The organism is Pseudonocardia sp. UM4_GMWB1 (assembly GCF_017312155.1).
GTDB lineage: Bacteria > Actinomycetota > Actinomycetes > Mycobacteriales > Pseudonocardiaceae > Pseudonocardia > Pseudonocardia alni.
Genome location: NZ_QJPN01000001.1, coordinates 434,634 through 452,788, shown reverse-complemented (window position 1 = coordinate 452,788; position 18,155 = coordinate 434,634). Strand labels below are relative to the sequence as shown.

20 protein-coding genes are annotated in these 18,155 nt (G+C 74.1%); 11 read left to right on the top strand and 9 right to left on the bottom strand.

The window, feature by feature from the left end:
* Nucleotides 1-98 precede the first annotated feature (98 nt).
* Nucleotides 99-932, bottom strand: a complete 834-nt coding sequence (locus DMP15_RS02265) for a CPBP family intramembrane glutamic endopeptidase (protein WP_073573765.1) — start codon at nt 930-932, stop codon at nt 99-101.
* A gap of 174 nt (nt 933-1,106) precedes the next feature.
* Here DMP15_RS02265 and DMP15_RS02260 point away from each other — a divergent pair, with 174 nt between their 5' ends.
* Nucleotides 1,107-1,685 (top strand): hypothetical protein, encoded by a 579-nt coding sequence (locus DMP15_RS02260; protein ID WP_337825394.1) that lies wholly within the window; start codon nt 1,107-1,109, stop codon nt 1,683-1,685.
* On the top strand, nt 1,682-2,005 hold the full coding sequence (locus DMP15_RS02255; protein ID WP_073573766.1) for a DUF3817 domain-containing protein: 324 nt from the start codon (nt 1,682-1,684) through the stop codon (nt 2,003-2,005). The genes DMP15_RS02260 and DMP15_RS02255 overlap by 4 nt, the downstream gene beginning before the upstream one ends.
* Before the next feature lie 7 nt (nt 2,006-2,012).
* Here DMP15_RS02255 and DMP15_RS02250 read toward each other — a convergent pair whose 3' ends face one another.
* Nucleotides 2,013-2,783, bottom strand: a complete 771-nt coding sequence (locus DMP15_RS02250) for a DUF2470 domain-containing protein (RefSeq protein WP_073573767.1) — start codon at nt 2,781-2,783, stop codon at nt 2,013-2,015.
* A gap of 129 nt (nt 2,784-2,912) precedes the next feature.
* Here DMP15_RS02250 and DMP15_RS02245 point away from each other — a divergent pair, with 129 nt between their 5' ends.
* The 3 genes from DMP15_RS02245 to DMP15_RS02235 are packed head-to-tail and all read left to right on the top strand — an operon-like array spanning nt 2,913 to nt 5,526.
* The gene (locus DMP15_RS02245) at nt 2,913-3,821 is read left to right on the top strand and encodes a hypothetical protein (protein WP_083657987.1); all 909 of its coding nucleotides are present in this window, start codon (nt 2,913-2,915) and stop codon (nt 3,819-3,821) included.
* A gap of 14 nt (nt 3,822-3,835) precedes the next feature.
* Nucleotides 3,836-4,783 carry a prephenate dehydratase gene (gene pheA / locus DMP15_RS02240; RefSeq protein ID WP_100879150.1) on the top strand — a complete coding sequence of 316 codons (948 nt, stop codon included), beginning with the start codon at nt 3,836-3,838 and terminating at the stop codon, nt 4,781-4,783.
* Nucleotides 4,780-5,526: a histidine phosphatase family protein gene (locus DMP15_RS02235; RefSeq protein ID WP_157818399.1), complete on the top strand. Its 747-nt coding sequence runs from the start codon at nt 4,780-4,782 to the stop codon at nt 5,524-5,526. Before pheA ends, DMP15_RS02235 begins: the two co-directional genes overlap by 4 nt.
* Before the next feature lie 3 nt (nt 5,527-5,529).
* Here DMP15_RS02235 and DMP15_RS02230 read toward each other — a convergent pair whose 3' ends face one another.
* The gene (locus tag DMP15_RS02230) at nt 5,530-5,880 is read right to left on the bottom strand and encodes a metallopeptidase family protein (protein WP_208623007.1); all 351 of its coding nucleotides are present in this window, start codon (nt 5,878-5,880) and stop codon (nt 5,530-5,532) included.
* 1 nt (nt 5,881) lies between these two features.
* On the bottom strand, nt 5,882-7,159 hold the full coding sequence (locus DMP15_RS02225; RefSeq protein WP_157818400.1) for a septum formation family protein: 1,278 nt from the start codon (nt 7,157-7,159) through the stop codon (nt 5,882-5,884).
* Between the two features lie 243 nt (nt 7,160-7,402).
* On the opposite strand from DMP15_RS02225, the gene DMP15_RS02220 reads away from it, so the two are divergent.
* The 3 genes from DMP15_RS02220 to DMP15_RS02210 are packed head-to-tail and all read left to right on the top strand — an operon-like array spanning nt 7,403 to nt 9,842.
* A complete protein-coding gene (locus DMP15_RS02220; RefSeq protein WP_202416630.1) occupies nt 7,403-8,167 on the top strand; it encodes a hypothetical protein in 765 nt (254 codons plus the stop codon).
* A 3-nt stretch (nt 8,168-8,170) separates the two neighbouring features.
* The gene (locus DMP15_RS02215) at nt 8,171-9,337 is read left to right on the top strand and encodes a glutathionylspermidine synthase family protein (RefSeq protein WP_062399176.1); all 1,167 of its coding nucleotides are present in this window, start codon (nt 8,171-8,173) and stop codon (nt 9,335-9,337) included.
* 52 nt (nt 9,338-9,389) lie between these two features.
* Complete coding sequence (locus DMP15_RS02210) at nt 9,390-9,842, top strand: DUF350 domain-containing protein (RefSeq protein ID WP_083474448.1); 453 nt, start codon at nt 9,390-9,392, stop codon at nt 9,840-9,842.
* Between the two features lie 20 nt (nt 9,843-9,862).
* On the opposite strand, the gene DMP15_RS02205 is transcribed toward DMP15_RS02210, so the two are convergent.
* Nucleotides 9,863-10,987, bottom strand: coding sequence for a nucleotide disphospho-sugar-binding domain-containing protein (locus DMP15_RS02205; RefSeq protein ID WP_073573771.1), 1,125 nt, complete (start codon nt 10,985-10,987; stop codon nt 9,863-9,865).
* A 66-nt stretch (nt 10,988-11,053) separates the two neighbouring features.
* On the opposite strand from DMP15_RS02205, the gene DMP15_RS02200 reads away from it, so the two are divergent.
* The 3 genes from DMP15_RS02200 (at nt 11,054) to DMP15_RS02190 (ending at nt 13,709) form a co-directional block, all read left to right on the top strand.
* A complete protein-coding gene (locus tag DMP15_RS02200) occupies nt 11,054-11,893 on the top strand; it encodes an HAD hydrolase family protein (RefSeq protein WP_161152498.1) in 840 nt (279 codons plus the stop codon).
* 156 nt (nt 11,894-12,049) lie between these two features.
* On the top strand, nt 12,050-12,631 hold the full coding sequence (locus DMP15_RS02195) for a phosphatase PAP2 family protein (RefSeq protein WP_301549059.1): 582 nt from the start codon (nt 12,050-12,052) through the stop codon (nt 12,629-12,631).
* Between the two features lie 4 nt (nt 12,632-12,635).
* Nucleotides 12,636-13,709 carry a decaprenyl-phosphate phosphoribosyltransferase gene (locus DMP15_RS02190; protein WP_161152499.1) on the top strand — a complete coding sequence of 358 codons (1,074 nt, stop codon included), beginning with the start codon at nt 12,636-12,638 and terminating at the stop codon, nt 13,707-13,709.
* A gap of 69 nt (nt 13,710-13,778) precedes the next feature.
* Here the strand turns inward: DMP15_RS02190 and DMP15_RS02185 are convergent, their stop codons facing one another.
* From DMP15_RS02185 to DMP15_RS02170, 4 genes are all read right to left on the bottom strand, one after another.
* The gene (locus DMP15_RS02185) at nt 13,779-14,723 is read right to left on the bottom strand and encodes an NAD-dependent epimerase/dehydratase family protein (protein WP_073573774.1); all 945 of its coding nucleotides are present in this window, start codon (nt 14,721-14,723) and stop codon (nt 13,779-13,781) included.
* Between the two features lie 76 nt (nt 14,724-14,799).
* A complete protein-coding gene (locus tag DMP15_RS02180; RefSeq protein WP_073573775.1) occupies nt 14,800-16,779 on the bottom strand; it encodes a DUF6541 family protein in 1,980 nt (659 codons plus the stop codon).
* A 196-nt stretch (nt 16,780-16,975) separates the two neighbouring features.
* Nucleotides 16,976-17,437, bottom strand: a complete 462-nt coding sequence (locus DMP15_RS02175; protein ID WP_304580010.1) for a DUF2304 domain-containing protein — start codon at nt 17,435-17,437, stop codon at nt 16,976-16,978.
* 17 nt (nt 17,438-17,454) lie between these two features.
* Complete coding sequence (locus DMP15_RS02170; RefSeq protein ID WP_083657989.1) at nt 17,455-18,132, bottom strand: glycosyltransferase family 2 protein; 678 nt, start codon at nt 18,130-18,132, stop codon at nt 17,455-17,457.
* Nucleotides 18,133-18,155 lie beyond the last annotated feature (23 nt).

Genomic DNA, 18,155 nt, shown 5'->3' with positions numbered 1-18,155 from the left:
GTTAGCGACTGGCGACGTTTCCTGGAACGGCTCCAGAAAGGGTATCCGTCTCAGTTGGACAGGGTCACCTTTCCGCTGGTGAGGGCCGCTTTCCCGGGTCAGAACGGAAGCACGCCACCGAGCAGTGCGTACCCCACGAACGCCACGACGTCGATCAGCAGATGGGCGCCCACGAGCGGCCACAGCCGGTTCGTCCGCTGCCAGTAGCGCGCGAACACCAGACCCATGACGAGGTTGCCGACGAACGCGCCGATCCCCTGGTAGAGGTGGTAGCACCCGCGGAGGACGGCGGCCGCGAACGCCGACCGGTTCTCCGACCAGCCGAACCGCCGCAGCCGGGTGAGCAGGTAGCCGATCATGACGACCTCCTCCGCCCAGGAGTTCGCCGCCGCGGACAGCACCAGCACCGGGATCCGCCACCACTGGTCGGTCAGCGTGCTGGGCGCGACGTCCGGGGTGATCCCGGCGAGCCGTCCGACCAGGTAGAGCCCCAGCCCGGGGAGGCCGATCAGCGCGGCCAGGCCCGCGGAGTGCGCCGCGTCGCGCCACGGCCGCCGCCCGTCGAGCCCGACCCGGCGCAGCGCGATGCCCGCCCGCAGCAGCAGGTAGGCGGCCAGCGCGCCCCATCCGGCCAGCTGCAGCGCGCGGACCAGCTGGAACGCGAGGTCGATCCAGGCGTCGGTGGACGCGGGCGCGTTCAGGGTGACCTGCTGGTCGGCCAGCGGGGCGGGGTTCAGCAGGGCCTCGAGCAACGACAGCGCGCTGCGCACCGCGGACAGGCCCAGCGTCACGGTCAGGACGACGGCGATCTCCAGGCCGATAAGCCGTCGCTCGCGGGGGTCGGTGGCGACGCCCGGGAAGGACGGGGGCGCCGGGCTCAGCCAGTCCCGCAGGGCCCCACGCGGTCGTGCCGGGACCGGTCCGCTCGTCATGGGCCGATCATCGCACCGGGTGTCGGAGGGCTCCGCGGGCCGAGTCGCGGGGTTGCGGGTGGGGCGTGGGCAGGTGATCCGATCGGGCGGGCGAGGGACCACCGGGCGGTCGGGGGACCACCGGACGGGCGAGTGACCGAGCGCTCGTCGGGGCGCGGCCGTCGCCATGCCGGGGTGCGTACCCTGGTCGGCGTGATGCGGCTGCTGCTGTCCCCGAGGTGGATGGTCTGGCACGTCCTCACACTCGGCGCGATGGTCACCTGCACCTGGCTGGCCATCTGGCAGTGGGGACGTGCGGGGTCGGCGATGGGCTCGGCCCTCAACGTGGGCTACGGCCTGCAGTGGCCGCTGTTCGCCGTCTTCTTCGGCGTCATGTGGTGGCGCTTCCTCAGCATGGAGATCGCCGACCTGCGGGCGGCGGGCGCGGCCGGACCCGGCGGGGCCGCGGGGGCGCCGGACAGGGCGCCGTCGGCTGCGGAGGCACCCGTCGCCGGGTCGGGGACGCCGGTCGCGGGGACCGTCCCGGCCGCGGCCCCGACACCGGCCGCTGCGTCGGCCTCGGAGCCGGCCGCTGCGTCGGCCTCGACGTCGACCGCCGAGCCCGCCGTCCCGGCACCCCCGGCCGGCCCGTCGCCGTTCACGTCCCGCCCGGCGAACGCCGCCCCGCCCCGCAGCACCGATCCGCAGCTGCGGGCCTACAACGAGGAGCTGGCCCGCCTGGCGGCCCGGCACCGGGAGGAGTCCACCCCGTGACCGTCGCGACCGCTCTGAAGGCCTACCGGGTCTCCGCCTGGGTCACCGGCGTCGGCCTGCTGCTGCTGACCTTCTACGCGATGCCGGCGAAGTACCTGTTCGGCGACCCGCGGCCGGTCGCGCTGATCGGGATGGTGCACGGCTTCCTGTACATGATCTACATCGTGTGCACGCTGATCCTGGCCGAGCGCTGCCGGTGGAAGCCGGTGTTCGCCGTGGTCATCCTGGCCGCGGGAACCATCCCGGTCGCGTCGTTCGTCGCCGAGCGGAAGGTGACCCGGAAGGTGCAGGCCGAGCACCTGGCACCCGCCGGTCCCTGAGCCCGGCTCAGCGGCCCCCGGCCGCCGGGCAGCCCACCAGCTCGGCGAACCGGCGCTGCAGCTCCTCGGGCGTGTCCGCGGGTGCGGAGAACGCCAGCCGCACGTCCTGGGTGCCGGTCGCGGTGGGCACCCGCACGCGGAGCCCGAAGCGGTCCACGCCGACCGGGCGGACCCGGCCGCCGGTGAACCCCAGCCCGTCGGGCAGGTGCCGGCGCAGCGCGCACAGCATCTCCGGGTGCGCCCGGTCCAGGTGCTCCAGCCACACCTGCTCGACCCGGCAGAACGGGTCGGGTTCGGCGGCCGCGAGCTCGGTCGGCGAGACCGGCGCGCAGCCCTCGGCGTCGGAGTAGACCGCCGACGACGGGTGCAGCCGCAGCAGGGTGGCGCCGCGCCCGGCGTCGAGGAGGTTGGGGTGCGGGGCCTTCTCGGCGAGCCGCAGCGCCCGTTCCCGGCCGGTCGTCGGGTCCGGCTCCTGCAGGGTCCCGACCAGCCACAGCAGCTCCCGGACCGGCTCGTCGAGCGGCACCGGCGTGCTGCCGGTCAGCTCGAGCATCACCGGGAGCCCGTCGAGGGTGAGCCGGGCGCGCTCGCGGAGCACGTGGTCGTCGGGCAGCAGCAGGTCGGTCGTGCCGTCCGGCCAGGTGTGGTGCATCAGCGGCGCACACGGTTCCGGCTCGCCGGTGCCGACGAGTGCCGCGCGGCCACCACGGGTGACGAGGCTGCGGGCTCGCTCGGCGACGGCGGGCGTCGGGGGGCGGCGCACTCGGGTCGTTCCCACTCTCACCTCCGATTAGGTAACCCTTACCTAAGCAGTAGGCAGTGTCGCCTGTCCAGTGCCCTGTGACGCAGGGGGGGCAACCCCCTCTGCGGGGGCGCCGTGACCCGACCGTTAGCGTCTGTCGGCGTGATGACCGTGCCCTCGGGTTCCTCAGCCGACCCGTGGCCGATCCGTCCGCTGCTCGCTGCGCTGGTCGATGACACCAGCCTGCTGCAGCCGAGGACCGTCGCACCGGGCGTCGACGCCGTCGTGTCGCGCTATCTCGCCGCCCGCGACGGCCACTACGGAGGCCTCGTCGGACGGCTGGTCTGCCCCGCGTCGCAGCTGCCCGCCGTCGTCACCGAGCTCGCCCGTTCCGCGCCGAGCCGGCCGGCGGAGCTGGCCCTCGTCGTCGACACCGGGCTGGGTGCGGTGCCGAAGGCGTTGTCGACCGTGTTCTCCCGCTCCAGCCTGCTCACCCCGAGCACCGTCGAGTGCGCCGCACCGCCGGACGTCGACGGCATCTGGCTCGAACGCGTCTCGGAGTTCGTGCCGGACGAGGTGACCCCGGTCGTGGAGCCGCGCCGCCCCGTCGAGGGGGACGAGGAGGGCACGCTCGCCTGGCTCGCCGCCGTCCGCAGGGTCGCCGAGCACGGCTGCACCCCGAAGATCCGGCTCGGCGGGCCGCGCGCCTCCGACGTGCCGGAGATCGTCGACGTGCACAAGTTCCTGCTGGCGGGCCTGGAGAGCGGCACCGGCGGGATCTCGGCCCAGGGCATCGACCGGATCGTCCGCGAGGACCCGTCCGCGTCGACGCCCCGCGGCCGCCACGGCCTGCTGAACCTGATCGCCGCCGTCGCGCGGATGACCGGGGTCAGCGCCTCGCCCGACCCGGCCGAGGAGGCCCTGGCCTGCACCGACGGCGAGAAGCTCGCCCGGGAGCTCGACGAGCTGCCCGAGGCCGCCGTCGAGCAGGTCCGCACCGTCCTGCCGCGCTGCGGCGTCGACCCGGAGCCGGTCCCGATCGCCGACCTCGTCGCCCTCGGACTGCTGGACTGATCAGGACGGATCGGATGCGGATCGGATTCCTGGGGCCGCACGCCACGTTCACCGAGCAGGCCCTGCTGACCCTGCCCGAGTCGCGTGGCGCGGAGCTCGTGCCGCTGCCCGGCGCCCCCGCGGTGCTGGCGGCGGTCCGCGACGGCTCCGTCGACGCCGGCTGCGTGCCGATCGAGAACACCGTCGAGGGCGCCGTCCCGCCGGTGCTCGACGGGCTCGTCGCCGATCCGCCGCTGGTGATCGCCCGTGAGGCCCGGATCGCGGTCCGGTTCTGCCTGATGGGCCGCCCGGGCACCACGGGTGACGCGATCCGCTCGGTCGCCTCCCACGGCCACGGCATCGCCCAGACCCGCGGCTGGCTCGCCGAGCACCTGCCGGCCGCCGAGGTCCGGGTCAGCTCCTCCACCGCGGAGGCCGCGGCCCAGGCCGCCAGGGGTGAGGTCGATGCCGCCGTCGCCGCCCCGCTCGCAGCCACGCAGCACGGCCTGGAGGTGCTGGCCGACGACATCGCCGACAACGCGGGCGCCGTCACCCGCTTCGTGCTGCTGACCCGCCCCGGCCCGCCGCCGGCGCCGACCGGCTGGGACCGCACCACCCTCGCCGCGACGACGACGAACCGCCCCGGCACCCTGCTCGGCCTGCTCACCGAGATCGCCGTCCGCGGCATCGACCTGACCCGGATCGAGTCCCGCCCGGTGAAGGGCCGCCACGCCGAGTACTGGTTCCACCTGGACTGCTCGGGCCACGTCGCCGACCCGGCGATGGGAGAGGCCCTGGCCGCACTGCACCGTCGCTGCGACCGGCTGATCTATCTCGGGTCGTTCCCGCGATCCGATCCCGCACCGGACGCCCCGGCGGCCGGGGTGGGGAGCCCGGTGGCGGCGCTCGGTGTCGCCACCGCCGACGACTACGCCGCGTCCGAGCGCTGGCTCGCCGCGGTCCGACGGGGAGCCGACACGTGAGCCACCAGACCGACGACGAGCACGACGGCGCCGCCTCCTTCGCGGCCGTCGGCACCGGCACCCGGATCGCGCAGGTCCCGCCGGACGACGGCGCGCTGCGCCTGGTGCTGGTCCGGCACGGCCGCACCCCGTCGAACGTGCGGCACCGCCTCGACACCGCGCTGCCGGGCCCCGGGCTGGACGAGCTGGGTCACGCGCAGGCCGAGGAGGTCGCCGGGCTACTCGCCGGATGGCCCGTGCAGGGCCTGTACGCGTCACGGGCGACCCGGGCGCAGGAGACCGCCGCCCCGATCGGCCGCGCGCTCGGACGCGAGGTGGAGCTGCTCCAGGGCCTGCACGAGGTGTTCGTCGGGGACCTCGAGGGCCAGGAGGGCGACGACGCCCGCGCCGCGTTCGACGAGGTCTTCGAGGCCTGGTGGGACGGTGACGTCGACCGCGCGATGCCCGGCGGCGAGTCCGCCCGCGACGTGTGGGGCCGGGCGCTGCCCGACCTCGCCGCGGTGACCTCCGGCGTGACGGAGGGGGCGGTCGTCGTCGTCAGCCACGGGGCGGCGATCCGGATCCTGTCGCTGGCGCTGCTCGGCGGGCACGACGGCTCCGGACCCGGCCACCCCGACGTCACCTACGGCCGCGAGCGCCCGGTCCCCAACACCGGCCGGGTCGTGCTGCGTCGCGACCCCGGCGGCTGGGTCCCGGAGCTGTGGGACGCGATGCCCGGCGGGCGGCGCGCCACCCACCGGTAGGGGTCAGCCCCAGCCGAGCTCGTGCAGCTTCTCCTCGGAGATGCCGAAGTGGTGCGCGATCTCGTGGACGACGGTGATCGCGACCTCGTCGACGACCTGCTCCTCGTCCTCGCAGAAGTCGAGGACGGCGTCGCGGTACACGGTGATCCGGTCCGGCAGCTCGCCTGCGTAGTCCGCGGTGCGCTCGGTCAGCGCGACGCCCTCGTAGAGCCCGAGCAGGTCCGGCTCGTCGGGGTGGCACGGCTCGACCAGCACGACGACGTTGTCCATCGCCGCGGCGAGCTCGGCGGGCACGAGGTCGAGCGCCTCGCAGACCAGCTCGTCGAACCGGTCGGCGGGCATCGCCACCGGCACGTCAGTTGCCCGACAGCCCGGGCAGGCCGGGTGGGATGTCGAGGTCCGGCTGTCCGGCGCCGCCGTCGGGGGCGGCGGGCTGCTCGCCGTCGGGCTGCTCGACCGGGGCCTGCGAGCCGGGGGCCGGGGTGGCCGACCCGTCGGCCGGGGCACCGTCCGGAGCGGGCGCACCGGGCGCGGACGGTGCCGGGGCGGCGGGCTGCCCGGAGACGACCAGGTTCCCCTTCACCGAGCCGGTGATCGAGGCGAAGCCGCTGTTGTCCGGCAGCAGGGTGCCGATGTTGCAGTTGACCTTGCGGCTGCCGGCCTTCCAGGACTCCTCGGAGAGGTTGCCCCAGTAGACGGTGAGGCCCTTGGCGCCGATCACCTGGTCGTTGCCGGCGAACGTGTTCGCGGCGTCGGTGCAGGCGGGCTGGAGGAACTTGTCCTGGTCCTCGATGGCCGGCCAGTCCTCCGTGAACTCGGTACCCAGGTCGACCAGCCCGACCGCCTCGACGGCGTGCGGCCCGGCGCAGTCGGTCGGGTCGCCGACGGTGCGGCCGTCGATGGCGAGGCAGGTGCCCACCGGCTGGACCGCGGACTGGTCCTGAGCCGCGACCTTGCCGGTGATCGGGAACATCTCCCCGCTGCGCGAGGCCATCTGCAGGCCGCAGCGCATGCCCTTGTCGCCGCTGTCCCAGCGCTGCTGCGACGGCTTGAGCGCGCCCACCCGGAACTTCCCGTCCGGGTCGAACTTGCCGTTCAGGTACGTGGTGACCACCGGGGTGCAGCGGTCGGCGACGAGCTTCTGCCAGGCCTCGTCGGCCGGGAACGTCGGCTGGTCGGTCAGCGCGACCCGTCCCGCCTGCTCGAACAGGTGCGGCCGGGCGCAGTCGACGGCGGCGGTGTCGGTCGCGTCGGACCGGGTCCAGTTCAGGCAGGTGCCCGGGGTGTCCGGTGGGGGCGGCAGCGGCGGGGGCTCCTCCACCTTCGGCACCCCGGAGGACGCGAACGACCCCAGCACGGGCACCTCGGCACCGAGCAGCGAGTCGACCGACGCGACGGTCAGCATCAACACCGCGCCGACCAGGATCCCGATCCCGACCCGGCGGGCCCCGAGGAGCCCGCCCCGCCCTGCGCCCGCGCGTCCGGAGGCCTCCGACGACCGTCGCCGACGGGTCGGGGCCACCGGCGTGGCCGACGGCCGGGACAGCACCGAGGTGGTCCCCTGCCCGGCGTGGACGGCGGTGCGGCCGGTCGCGTCGGGCCGGTCGGAGCCGGCGGAGGAGCGGGAATCCATGACGTCCCCCATCATGCAGCCGGGGTCGGCCCGGCTTCACCCGGCCGGTGCCCCGGCGCGGCGGTCGGTCGGCCGGATGCTGTGAACGTGCAGGTCCGCCCGGTGCGACGGGGTACCGCGACCACTCGTCCGGGCGGGTGTGGGTGAAACGCAGCCGAATCGTCATCCGGGAACGGCCGGTGGTCGTCGGCCGCTCCCGGTACGGTGCGCGCGGGGGACGGGAGTGACGATGGGGGACCAGCGATGACCGACGGACCGCGCGCCGGCGGCGGCCCGGACGACAGCACGCCGCCCGCCGGTACGCCGAGGGCGACACCGGGGGGCGCGACACCGGAGCCGCAGTCGACGACGCCGACACCGCAGACCGACGGACCGGCGACGGCGCCGTGGGCGAACGCGCCCGCCGAGCAGCCCGCCGAGGCCCCGCGCGGCCGGATCCGGCAGCAGGACGGCAGCACCGCGCCGCGCGAGCCCACGCTCGCCGAGAAGCGCGCCCGCGAGCAGAAGCTGCGCGCGGACCGGGAGGCGGTGCGGCTCAAGGAGGCCCGCTCCAAGACCACGAAGCGGGTGCTGATCGGCGCCGGCGCGACCGTCGGCGTCGTCGCCCTGATCGCGGCCGTCTACGCCGGGTCCGGTGGCGGCAGCGAGTCGGTCGAGGCGCGCTGCGTCGACGACCAGGGCGTCGTCGTGCCGGACGAAAACTGCAGCGGCACCCAGAGCCAGGGCCAGGTGTCCAACGGGGGCGGCGGCTTCGCCTTCGTCCCGATCTTCCTGGGCGGCGGCGGCCGGCAGTACCACTACAACTACGGCGGCAGCGGCGGCGTCGGCCAGGTCGCGACCGGCGGGAACGTGTCCCCGCCGCCGAGCGGCACCACGGTCCGCAGCGGCACGACCGGCTCGACCATCGGCTCGGCGAACCGCAGCGGCACGATCTCCCGCGGCGGTCTCGGCGTCGGCGGCGGGTCGTCGTCGTCCTCGGGCGGCTCCGGCTTCTCCAGCGGGAGCTGAGGCGTGCGACGCGAACGCGGCACCCCCCGTCCGGACTGGCAGCGCACCGTCGCCGAGCAGGGGCTCGCCTTCGGCACCCCCGGCCGGGACGGCTCGGGCAACGAGCGGCCCTACTGGGACGAGTCGGTGCACTACGTCTTCGAGATGGACGAGGTCCTGTCCCTCGAGGCCGACGTCGAGGTGCTCCAGTCGATGTGCCTGTCGGCGGTCGACCACGTGGTCACCACCGAGCGGTTCCGGGACTTCGCGCTGCCCGAGTGGTGTTGGGAGCAGGTCGCGCAGTCCTGGCGCCGCTCGGACCCGCACCTCTACGGCCGCTTCGACCTGCGCTACGACGGCTCCGGCCCGGCCAAGCTGCTCGAGTACAACGCGGACACCCCCACCTCGTTGCTGGAGGCCTCGATCCTGCAGTGGCACTGGCTGTCCGACGTCCACCCGGGCGACGACCAGTGGAACTCCCTGCACGAGAAGCTCGTCGAACGCTGGGGCGAGCTGAAGGGTCTGCTGCCGTCGTCGGAGGTGCACGTCACCTGGTCCGGCGCCGAGTCCACCGGCGAGGACCACATCACCGTCGGTTACCTGCAGGAGACCGCCGCCGAGGCGGGCCTCGACACCGTCGGACTGTCCATCGAGGACATCGGCTGGGACTCCGCACTGGACCGCTTCGTCGACCTCGAGGAAGCTCCGATGTCGACGGTGTTCAAGCTCTACCCGTGGGAGTGGATGCTGTCGGACGAGTTCGGCAAGCACGTCACCCGCAGCCTGCCCGAGACGCTGTGGCTCGAACCGCTGTGGAAGACCCTGCTGTCGAACAAGGCGCTGCTCGCGGTGCTGTGGGAGATGTACCCCGGGCACCCGAACCTGCTGCCCGCCTCGCTCGGCAACCCCGGCATCCTCACCGAGTACGTCCGCAAGCCCCTGCTGGGCCGCGAGGGCGCCAACATCCAGATCGTCGCCCCCGGCTACGAGACCGCGACCGGCGGCGTCTACGGCGACGAGGGCTTCGTCTACCAGATGTTCGACCCGCTGCCCGAATTCGACGGGTTCCGTCCCTGCCTGGGCGCCTGGCTGGTCGGTGACACCGCCGCCGGGCTCGGCATCCGCGAGACCGCCGGCCTGATCACCGACGACGGCGCGGCCTTCGTGCCGCACCGCATCCCCGAGTCCTGACCCTGTTCCTGCACCGGTTCCTGCACACCCCCGCTCCCCGGAGGTACCTCCCGTGATCCTCGCCCAGGCGTTCGACGCCACGTACTGGGGCTTCCTCGGCCGCGGTGTCGGCGCGATCCTGCTCTACGCCGTGATCGGCACCCTGCTCATGTTGGTCGGCTTCTGGGCCATCGACCTCACCACGCCCGGCAAGCTCCCGGCGATGGTCCGCGGCGGTCTGCCGAACGCGGTCACGATCACCTCGGCCGGGATGCTGTCGATGGCGTTCATCATCGTCACCGCGATCTACGGCTCGTACGGCTCGCTGCTGCAGGGCGTCGTGTCGTCGCTGGTGTTCGGTCTGATCGGGATCATCGCCCAGGTCGCCGCGGTGCGGCTGCTGGAGTGGGTGACCGGCATCGACATCGGCGAGGTCATCCAGTCCGACGAGCCGCGGGCGGTGGCGAAGGTCGTCGCGGCCGCGCACGTCGCGCTCGGTCTGATCGTCGCGGTCGCCGTCTTCTAGGCCCACCGTCCCGACGCCGCTCAGGCCAGGGCGGTCAGCACCTCGACCCTGGCCTGCGGCGTCGGCATCGCGGCGATCTCGGCGCGGACGTCGCGGGCGGCGGCCGCGAGTTCGCCGTCGTGCAGCAGCCTGCGCAGCGTGTCGGCGGTGAACGGGCCACCCAGCCCGGCGCCGCGGGCGGCGACCAGCTCGGCGTTGTGCCGCCGGTCGCCGGGCCCGGGCAGCGCGAGCTGCGGGACGCCCGCGGCGAGCGCGGCCAGCACGTGCGCGGCGCTGCCGTCGTGCAGCACCGCCGCGCAGGCCGGCAGCAGCTCGTCCAGCGGGACCCGCCCGACGGTGCGCACCCCCGGCCCGTGGTGGCGCAGCAGCCGCGCCGGGGGACGGACGAGCACGAGCTCGCAGTCCGTGCCGTCGGCGCGGACGCCCTGCAGCGCGCGCACCGCGGAGGACTGCAGGTCCCCGCGCACCGGTCCGCCGCCGCGCAGCACCAGCACCCGCGGGCGGACCGAGGGGCCGCTCAGCCAGGCGGGCAGCGAGGACCGGCCGGAGCCGCGGGTCCGCCCCGGCCGCACGGCCAGCGCGTCGCGCGCCCCGACGAGGCTCGACGGGGCGATGGTCAGCGCGATCGCCGGCGGCGGGACCCCGCGCAGCCCGTGCCGGAGCCGGGCACGCTGCAGGGGGCGGGAGTCCAGCAACGTGCGGACCAGCGCGAACCCGTCGAGCAGGCCGTTCTCGTGCAGCACCGCCGGGACGTCGTGCCGGGCGGCCGCGAGCGCCCCCGCGACCGCGAGGGGCTCGTACACCACGACGTCGGGCCGCCACTGCTCGGCGACGGTCACCAGCGCGTCGGTCAGCTCCTCGTTCACCGGGCCGAACAGCGAGCGCACCCCGGCGTCGCCGCCGCGCCCGGCCAGCTCGGCCCGTGCGGTCACCGGGTGCGCGACGAGCGAACGCGCGGCCAGCCTGCCCACCCGCAGGCTGCGGGCGACGTCGATGAACGGCAGCGGGTCCGTCCCGGGGAGCGGGTGCGCGTCGCCCCCGCCGGCGAGCAGCACCTCGTGCCCGGAGTCCCAGAGCGCGTGGGCGAGCGGCAACAGCGGTGTCAGGTGCCCCGACAGCGGGGCCGCCACCACCAGAACGCGCACCGTTCGAGGGTAACCGCCACGCGGTCGTCCGGGGGCGGTCTCCGCGCGGTTCCGTACGCTCTGGGTGTGATCGTCGAGAACGCGCCCCGGCTCGTCGCCACCGACGTCGACGGGACCCTCCTCGACGACGGCGGCGCGGTCACCCCGCGCACCGTCGCCGTGCTGGAGCGGGCGGTCGCCGCCGGCGCCGGCTTCGTGCTGGTCACCGGCCGCCCGCCGCGTTGGATCCCGCCGGTGCTCGCGCGGCTGCCCGAGGGCCTGGTGCGGCTGTGCGTGTGCGCGAACGGCGCGGTGCTCTACGACGCCGCCGACGACGCCGTGCTCGGCGCGCACACCCTGGAGCCCGCCACGATCCGCGAGCTCGCCGGCCTCGCCGCGGAGCTGTTCCCCGGCTGCGGGTTCGGTGTCGAGCGCGTCGGGAACGCCGAGGGCGACGGCGGCCCGCGGGGGATCGTCGACGAGTTCCTCACCGACCCCGGCTACGTCCACGCCTGGGGCGAGCACGACGGCGGCTCCACCAGCCGCGAGGACCTGCTCGGCCGCCCGGCGACGAAGGTGCTGATCCGCTCCCCGGAGCTGACCAGCGAGCAGATGATGGACGCGCTCGCACCGAAGGCCGGCGGGCTGGCCGACCTGACGTTCTCGCACTCGTCGGGGCTGCTGGAGGCCTCCGCCCCCGGGGTCACCAAGGCGACCGGCCTGGCCGAGGTCGCCCGCCGTCTCGGGGTGACCGCGGCGGACACCGTGGCGTTCGGCGACATGCCCAATGACCGGGAGATGCTGCGCTGGGCCGGGCTCGGCGTCGCGATGGGCAACGCCCACCCGGACCTGGTCGGGCTCGCCGACGAGGTGACGGCACCGCACACCCACGACGGGCTCGCCGAGATCCTGGAGCGCTGGTTCTGAGCGCACCCGGCGCTGTTCACCCGCCCGTCGACGAGCGGTCATGCCCGGTCCCACGGGCCGCCCCGACCCGGCCCACGACCCCGCCCGCGCGTACCATCACCGGCTGTCATCGCCCGCGAGCCGGGTGCCAGCGTCCGCGCCAGGAGGCCCCCACCCGTGGCTGACACGGCAGACACCCTGGACCGTTCCGGTCCGCAACCGCCCGCCGACGTCCCGCCCACCGGCGAGGTCGCCGTGCTGGCGTCCGTGCAGGGCGCTCTCGGAGGCGACACCACCGTGCGGGTCGCCCGCGGGATGTCGCTGTTCGGCGAGCACGCCGCGGGCTGGCTGGCGATCGGCGTCGTGGGTGCCGCGCTGGACCGCCCCCGCCGGCGCGAGTGGCTCGGCTCCGCCGCGGCCGTCGCGTTCGCGCACGGCGCCTCGATCGGGATCAAGCGCGTCGTCCGGCGCCGCCGCCCCGACCACCCCGCGGTCCGGGTCCTGGTGGGCACCCCGAGCCGGCTGAGCTTCCCGTCCTCGCACGCCACGTCCACCACCGCCGCCGCCGTGCTCTACGGCGGCCTGCTGGGCAGGCGCTCCCGCCCGGTGGCCGCGGCGGGTGTGGGCCTGATGGCGCTGTCGCGCCTGGTCCTCGGCGTGCACTACCCGACCGACGTCGCCACCGGCACCGCGCTCGGCGCGGCCGTCGCCGGTACCGCGCGTCGCGTGATCTCACGCAACCCCACCACCGGAGGGTGAGCGCATGACCAGCACCGACCCCACGAAGGTCGACCGCGACGACTCCGAGAAGGAGAAGGTCGCCCGGGCCGCCGACCCGCAGACCCCCGTCGTCCCGGACGCCCCCGACGACGCAGGCGCCCCCGAGGGCCACGAGGCCGACGCGGCCCCGGCCGCCGTCGCCGCCGAGCACGCCCCGCACGTGCCGATGGACCCGTCCGAGCGCACCACCGCGATGGTCGCCCGCGGCCTGCTCAAGACGATGCGCCCCCGCCAGTGGGTGAAGAACGTCCTGGTCTTCGCCGCGCCGTTCGTCAGCGGCCAACTGTTCGACGTTCCGATCCTGATCGACTGCCTGATCGCGTTCGTCGCGTTCTCGCTGGCCGCGTCCGGCGTGTACCTGGTCAACGACGCGCTCGACGTCGAGGCCGACCGGGCGCACCCGACCAAGCGCCGCCGCCCGATCGCGTCCGGCATCGTCCCGGTGCCGCTGGCCTTCGTCGCGGCGGGCGTGCTGTTCGCCGGGGCGATCGCGCTGTCGTTCGCCGTGACCTGGCAGCTGATCATCGTGCTCGCCGTCTACGTGGCGGTGCAGCTGTCCTACTGCCTGTGGCTCAAGCACCAGCCGGTGCTCGACATCTGCATCGTCGCCTCCGGCTTCCTGATGCGCTCCATCGCCGGCGGTGTGGCCACCGGCATCCCGCTGTCGCAGTGGTTCCTGCTGGTCACCGGGTTCGGCTCACTGTTCATGGTCGCCGGCAAGCGCTACGCGGAGATCAACCTCGCCGAGCGCACCGGGGCCAAGATCCGCAAGTCGCTGGAGAACTACACGGCGTCCTACCTGCGCTACATCTGGTCGCTCTCGGCCACCGTCATGATCGTCATGTACGGGCTGTGGGCGTTCGAGATCCGCGAGGACCACAACTCGGTGTGGTCGGTGCTGTCGATCGTGCCGTTCGTGATCGCGGTGCTGCGCTACTCGGTGGACGTCGACCGGGGCACCGGCGGCGAGCCCGAGGAGATCGCGCTCGGCGACCGGGCGCTGCAGGTCCTGGCGCTGGCCTGGATCGCGATGCTCACCCTGGCCGTCTACAGCTGACGCCGGCCGCCACCCGGGCCCGGTTCCCCGCACGGGGGCCGGGCCCGCGGTGTGTCGGCGCCCGGCGTGTCAGCACCCGGTGTGCCAGGCCCAGGTGTGTGCGAGGCCCTCGGCGAGCGGTGTCGGCGCGGGCAGGCCGAGCGCGGCGATCCCGCGCGACGGGTCGAGGCAGCTGCGGCGCAGCTCCCCGGCCCGGGCCGGGAGGAACTCCGGCGCGAACGCCTCCGGGGCGAGCCCGGCGATCTCCCCGATCGTCGCGGCCAGCTCGACGACCGTGGACTCGGTTCCGGTGCCGACGTTGAACACCTCGCCGGCCAGTTCCCCGGCCGCGAGCCGGTCGGCCGAGGCGAGCGCCGCCCGGGCGACGTCGCCGACGTAGAGGAAGTCGCGGGTCTGGCCGCCGTCGCCGAACACGGTCGGCCGCAGCCCGGTGCGGGCCCGGTCGCAGAACAGCGAGACGACCCCGGCCCCGCCCGCCGGGTGCTGGCGCGGCCCGTAGACGTTCGCGAAGCGCAGCACCAGCGCCGGGAGGCCGTGCGCCCGCACGAAGAACCGGGTGTAGCGCTCCGCGGCGAGCTTGCTCATCCCGTACGGCGACTCCGGCTCGGCCGGCTCCGCCTCGGTCGTCGGCAGGGGGGCGCCGTCGCCGTAGATGGCGCCGCCGGTGGAGCAGACGACGACCGCGCCCGCGCCCGCGTCCCGGGCCGCCTGCAGCACGCTCAGCGTGCCGAGGACGTTGACCGAGGCGTCGTGCACCGGGTCCGCCATCGAACGGCGTACGTCGATCTGGGCGGCCAGGTGGAACACCGCGTCCGGGCGGTACTCCGCGGCCAGCGCGGTGAGCGCGGCGGTGTCGCGGACGTCGAACTCGGCCACCGTGACACCCGGGGCGAGGTTGTCCCGGGTCCCGGCGGAGAGGTCGTCGACGACGAGGACGTCGTCGCCGCGGGTGAGCAGGGACTCGACCAGGGTGGAGCCGATGAAGCCGGCTCCACCGGTGACGAGTGCGCGCATACCTGCCTTCCTCCGGGGCGGACGGTGTGTGCACCCGGCTGCGCGCACACGGTAACCGCGGGTGCCCCGGGGCGCCTCAGCCGGTGGAGCGGGCAGGGCCCGCGCCGCAGGCGGTGATCCGGTAGAGCGTGCTGCCGCCCCCGGAGAGGACGGGCTCGAACCCGGGTGCACGGTCCAGGCCGGTCAAGCCGGGGAAACTCTGGGAACGACGGTCCCAGGGCCAGTACGACACGGGACCGTCGATCGCGTACTTCAGATCGGTCGCGCGCACCGCCCTGCACACCGACGGGTCGACGGCTGCGTCACGGAGCCGCTCCTGGATCAGCTTCTGCTCCGGTGTCCAGTTGCCCGACATGTGGGGGAACATCGTCTCCCGTCCGGTCAACGGGTAGACGAGGGCGTTGCCGGTCCAGGGGTTCGCCGCCACCACCTCGCCGGCAGGTACCGCCCGTCCGGCGGCTTCCAGGAAGTCTCGCTGACCGGGCTGGAGCATCCAGGTGGCCTCACGCTGATACGTCCCGGCGACCACGAACGCGTGTACCCCGACCCGGAACCCGTCGGACGCCACCACGAGGACGGCCGCGGTCAGGGTGACCGCTGCCGCTGTCACCGTGACCATGTTGGGGGAACCCGACGGTCGGGAGGCGCGTCGTGCCCACACCCCGACCAGCCCGCTGACCGTGCCGGTCACCCCGATCGCCGCCAGCGGCACACCTGTGATCGGGACCATGGCGGCGAGCCGGTACGAGTCGTTGTACCAGGCGCCCGTCAGAGCGGTAACCACGTCGCCCTCCCGCGCGATCGCGAGGACGTACAGGAAGGCCGAGGTCAGGTGGGCGGGCACGAGCCAGGCGGTGCGCGCATGCCGCAGTGCGAAGACCCCACCGACCAGTACGAGAACCGAGACGACGTAGAGCGGGGGACGTCCGTTCGTCCCGTTCCACAGGACGCCGAGCACTGCATCGTGTGCCCCCATGGACGCAGGCCAATCGAAGGCTCGGACGCTCGCCAGGAACGGTGACCAGGCGAGCAACCAGAGAACACCCGCCGCGAGCGCGACGGCGCCGACAGGACCGGCGACAGTCCGCAGCCGCTTTCCCGCCCGTGCGGCCCGCACGGCCGAGACGATCGCGGCCACCGCGACCGGCGACAGCCCGAGCACGAGCAAGCTGATCACCGCGTTGGGATGGGCCAGACTCAGGCCGGGCGCGGCGACTGCCCCCAGGAGCAGCGCAGAGGACCGGCTCAGCGCGCTGTCGTCCGCCGGCATCACGAAGGCGACCACCGCGGCCAGTGCGGCCGGCACGAGGGCGAGACCGAGGAGATTGGGCCACAGGACCCCCCAGGTCATCACCAGCCAGGGCATGGCCGTGAATGCGGTGGCCAGGACAGGGGCGACGAGCAGGACCCCGGCGCGGGGGCCGGCGACCTGGCGCGTGAGCAGAGCGCATCCGAGTGGCCAGACGACGGCAGCGGCTGCGAACGCCATCAGGTTCGACGCGGCGGGGATCGATGCCCCCGATGTGAGGACCACGAGCGCGACGAGATCGTGCCAGGCCGCGGGATAACCCGTCGGCCGACCCGGACTGGTCAGCTCGCCGAGCGTCAGCGACGAACCGTCGCCCGTGGTCAAGATGTGTGCCACGGCGCTGTAGTGGTGCACGGCGTCATAGGTGGGGGAGATCGCGTCCACCCGACCGAAGGCCAGCACCACGGTGAGCCACCCGAGTGCCACGGTGACGACGAGTCCGGCGAGCAGGGCCGGGCGTGACCACGGTCCGTCCGACCCTCCACGGAGGAATGCGACATACCGGGACGGGGCCGCGGGTCCGCCGGAACTCCGGGGCCGCTGTCGCATCGCTGCTCGGGTACCGAACAGCACGACCGCTCCGAGCACGGTCGCCGCGACGACGGGCAGTGGACCCCAGGGCACTCCGAGCCGACCGGAGACCACTGCGGTCACCGCGACCAGGGCGACCGAGACGACCGGTGCACCACCCCAGCAGGCGATGCCGTGCCAGCCCAGCACCCGGAGCCACACGACACCGGGCGCCACACACCACACCACGGCGACCAACGCCGCCGGTACGGCTTCGAGCCAACTCACGAGCGGGACCCTGGTGTTCCGGGTGCCCTGCCCGAGGCGTCGATGCCGTGCCGCATCCTCGGGAGTTTACGAGCGGCACTCGAATGGCTCGTGCCCCCACGCCTCGCGTCCGGAGTTCGTGACCACATCGTGCCGGAGGATCGGATCAGCCCCCGGACGTCCGGGTCGGGGCGTCGAGATTCTCGGAGACCGGTTCCACGACAGGTGTCCGGTGACCGTTCCCGGTCGCCGCGTGCCCCTCCAGCGCGGTCAGCCGCTGCTCCAGGTCGTTCTCCCGCCGGGTCAGCTCCGCGTCCCGGACGGCGATCTGGCGGGCCAGGTTCGTCAGGTGCTGGCTGATCTCGCGGTCCCGCAGGTAGGTGTTCAGCATGCCGAACACGAACGCGACGACGAGCAGGTAGACCAGCAGGTCCGTGCCACGGCCGATGCCCACCGCCCGGGCCAGGTAGGTCAGGTCGTCGGGGCGCAGGACCGCATAGATGTTCAGCACGATGAACGCGCCGAAGGCGATCCGCTTGCTCGCCCGCACGCCGACGCTCTGGCCGCTGCGCACGAAGTAGACGAGTGCGCCGACCGCGGCGGCCAGGAGCAGGATCTGCAGGATCACGGTGTTCGCCTCCTGGGTCATCGCTGCCGTACCGACAGGTCGAACAGGATGTTCACCCCGTTGAACAGCGACTGGCCCTTGGATCGTGAGTACTCGGTGTAGCGGATCGTGACCGGGACCTCGCGGATCCGCCACGACGACCGGGCCAGCGACGCGACGATCTCCGACGCGTGCGCCATCCCGTTCATGGTGATCCGCAGGTCCTCGGCGACCGCCCGGTTCATGGCCCGCAGCCCGTTGTGGGCGTCGGTGAGCTTGAGCTTGCGGCTGGCCGGGGACAGCGCCGCGACGGTGCGCAACACCAGCCGCTTGAGCGGCGGCACCGGCTCGGTCGACTCCAGGAAGCGCGACCCGAGGACGACGTCGGCCTCGCCGCTGCGCAGGATCGCGGCCATCCGGACGGCGTCGGCGACGTCGTGCTGGCCGTCGGCGTCGAAGGTGACGATCCGCTCGGCGCCGCAACGGAGTGCGTAGTCGATCCCGGTCTGCAGCGACGCGCCCTGCCCGAGGTTGATCGGATGCCGCACCAGGTGCGCCTCGGTGCCGGCGATGCGTTCGGCGGAGGAGTCCCGGCTGCCGTCGTCGACGCACACGACGTTCGGGAAACTCGTGCGGATCTCCGCGACGACGTCGGCGATGACGGTGTCCTCGTTGTACACGGGGACCACCACCCAGGTGCCGGTGTCGGCGACCACGTCCCACTCCCTCGTCACTGACC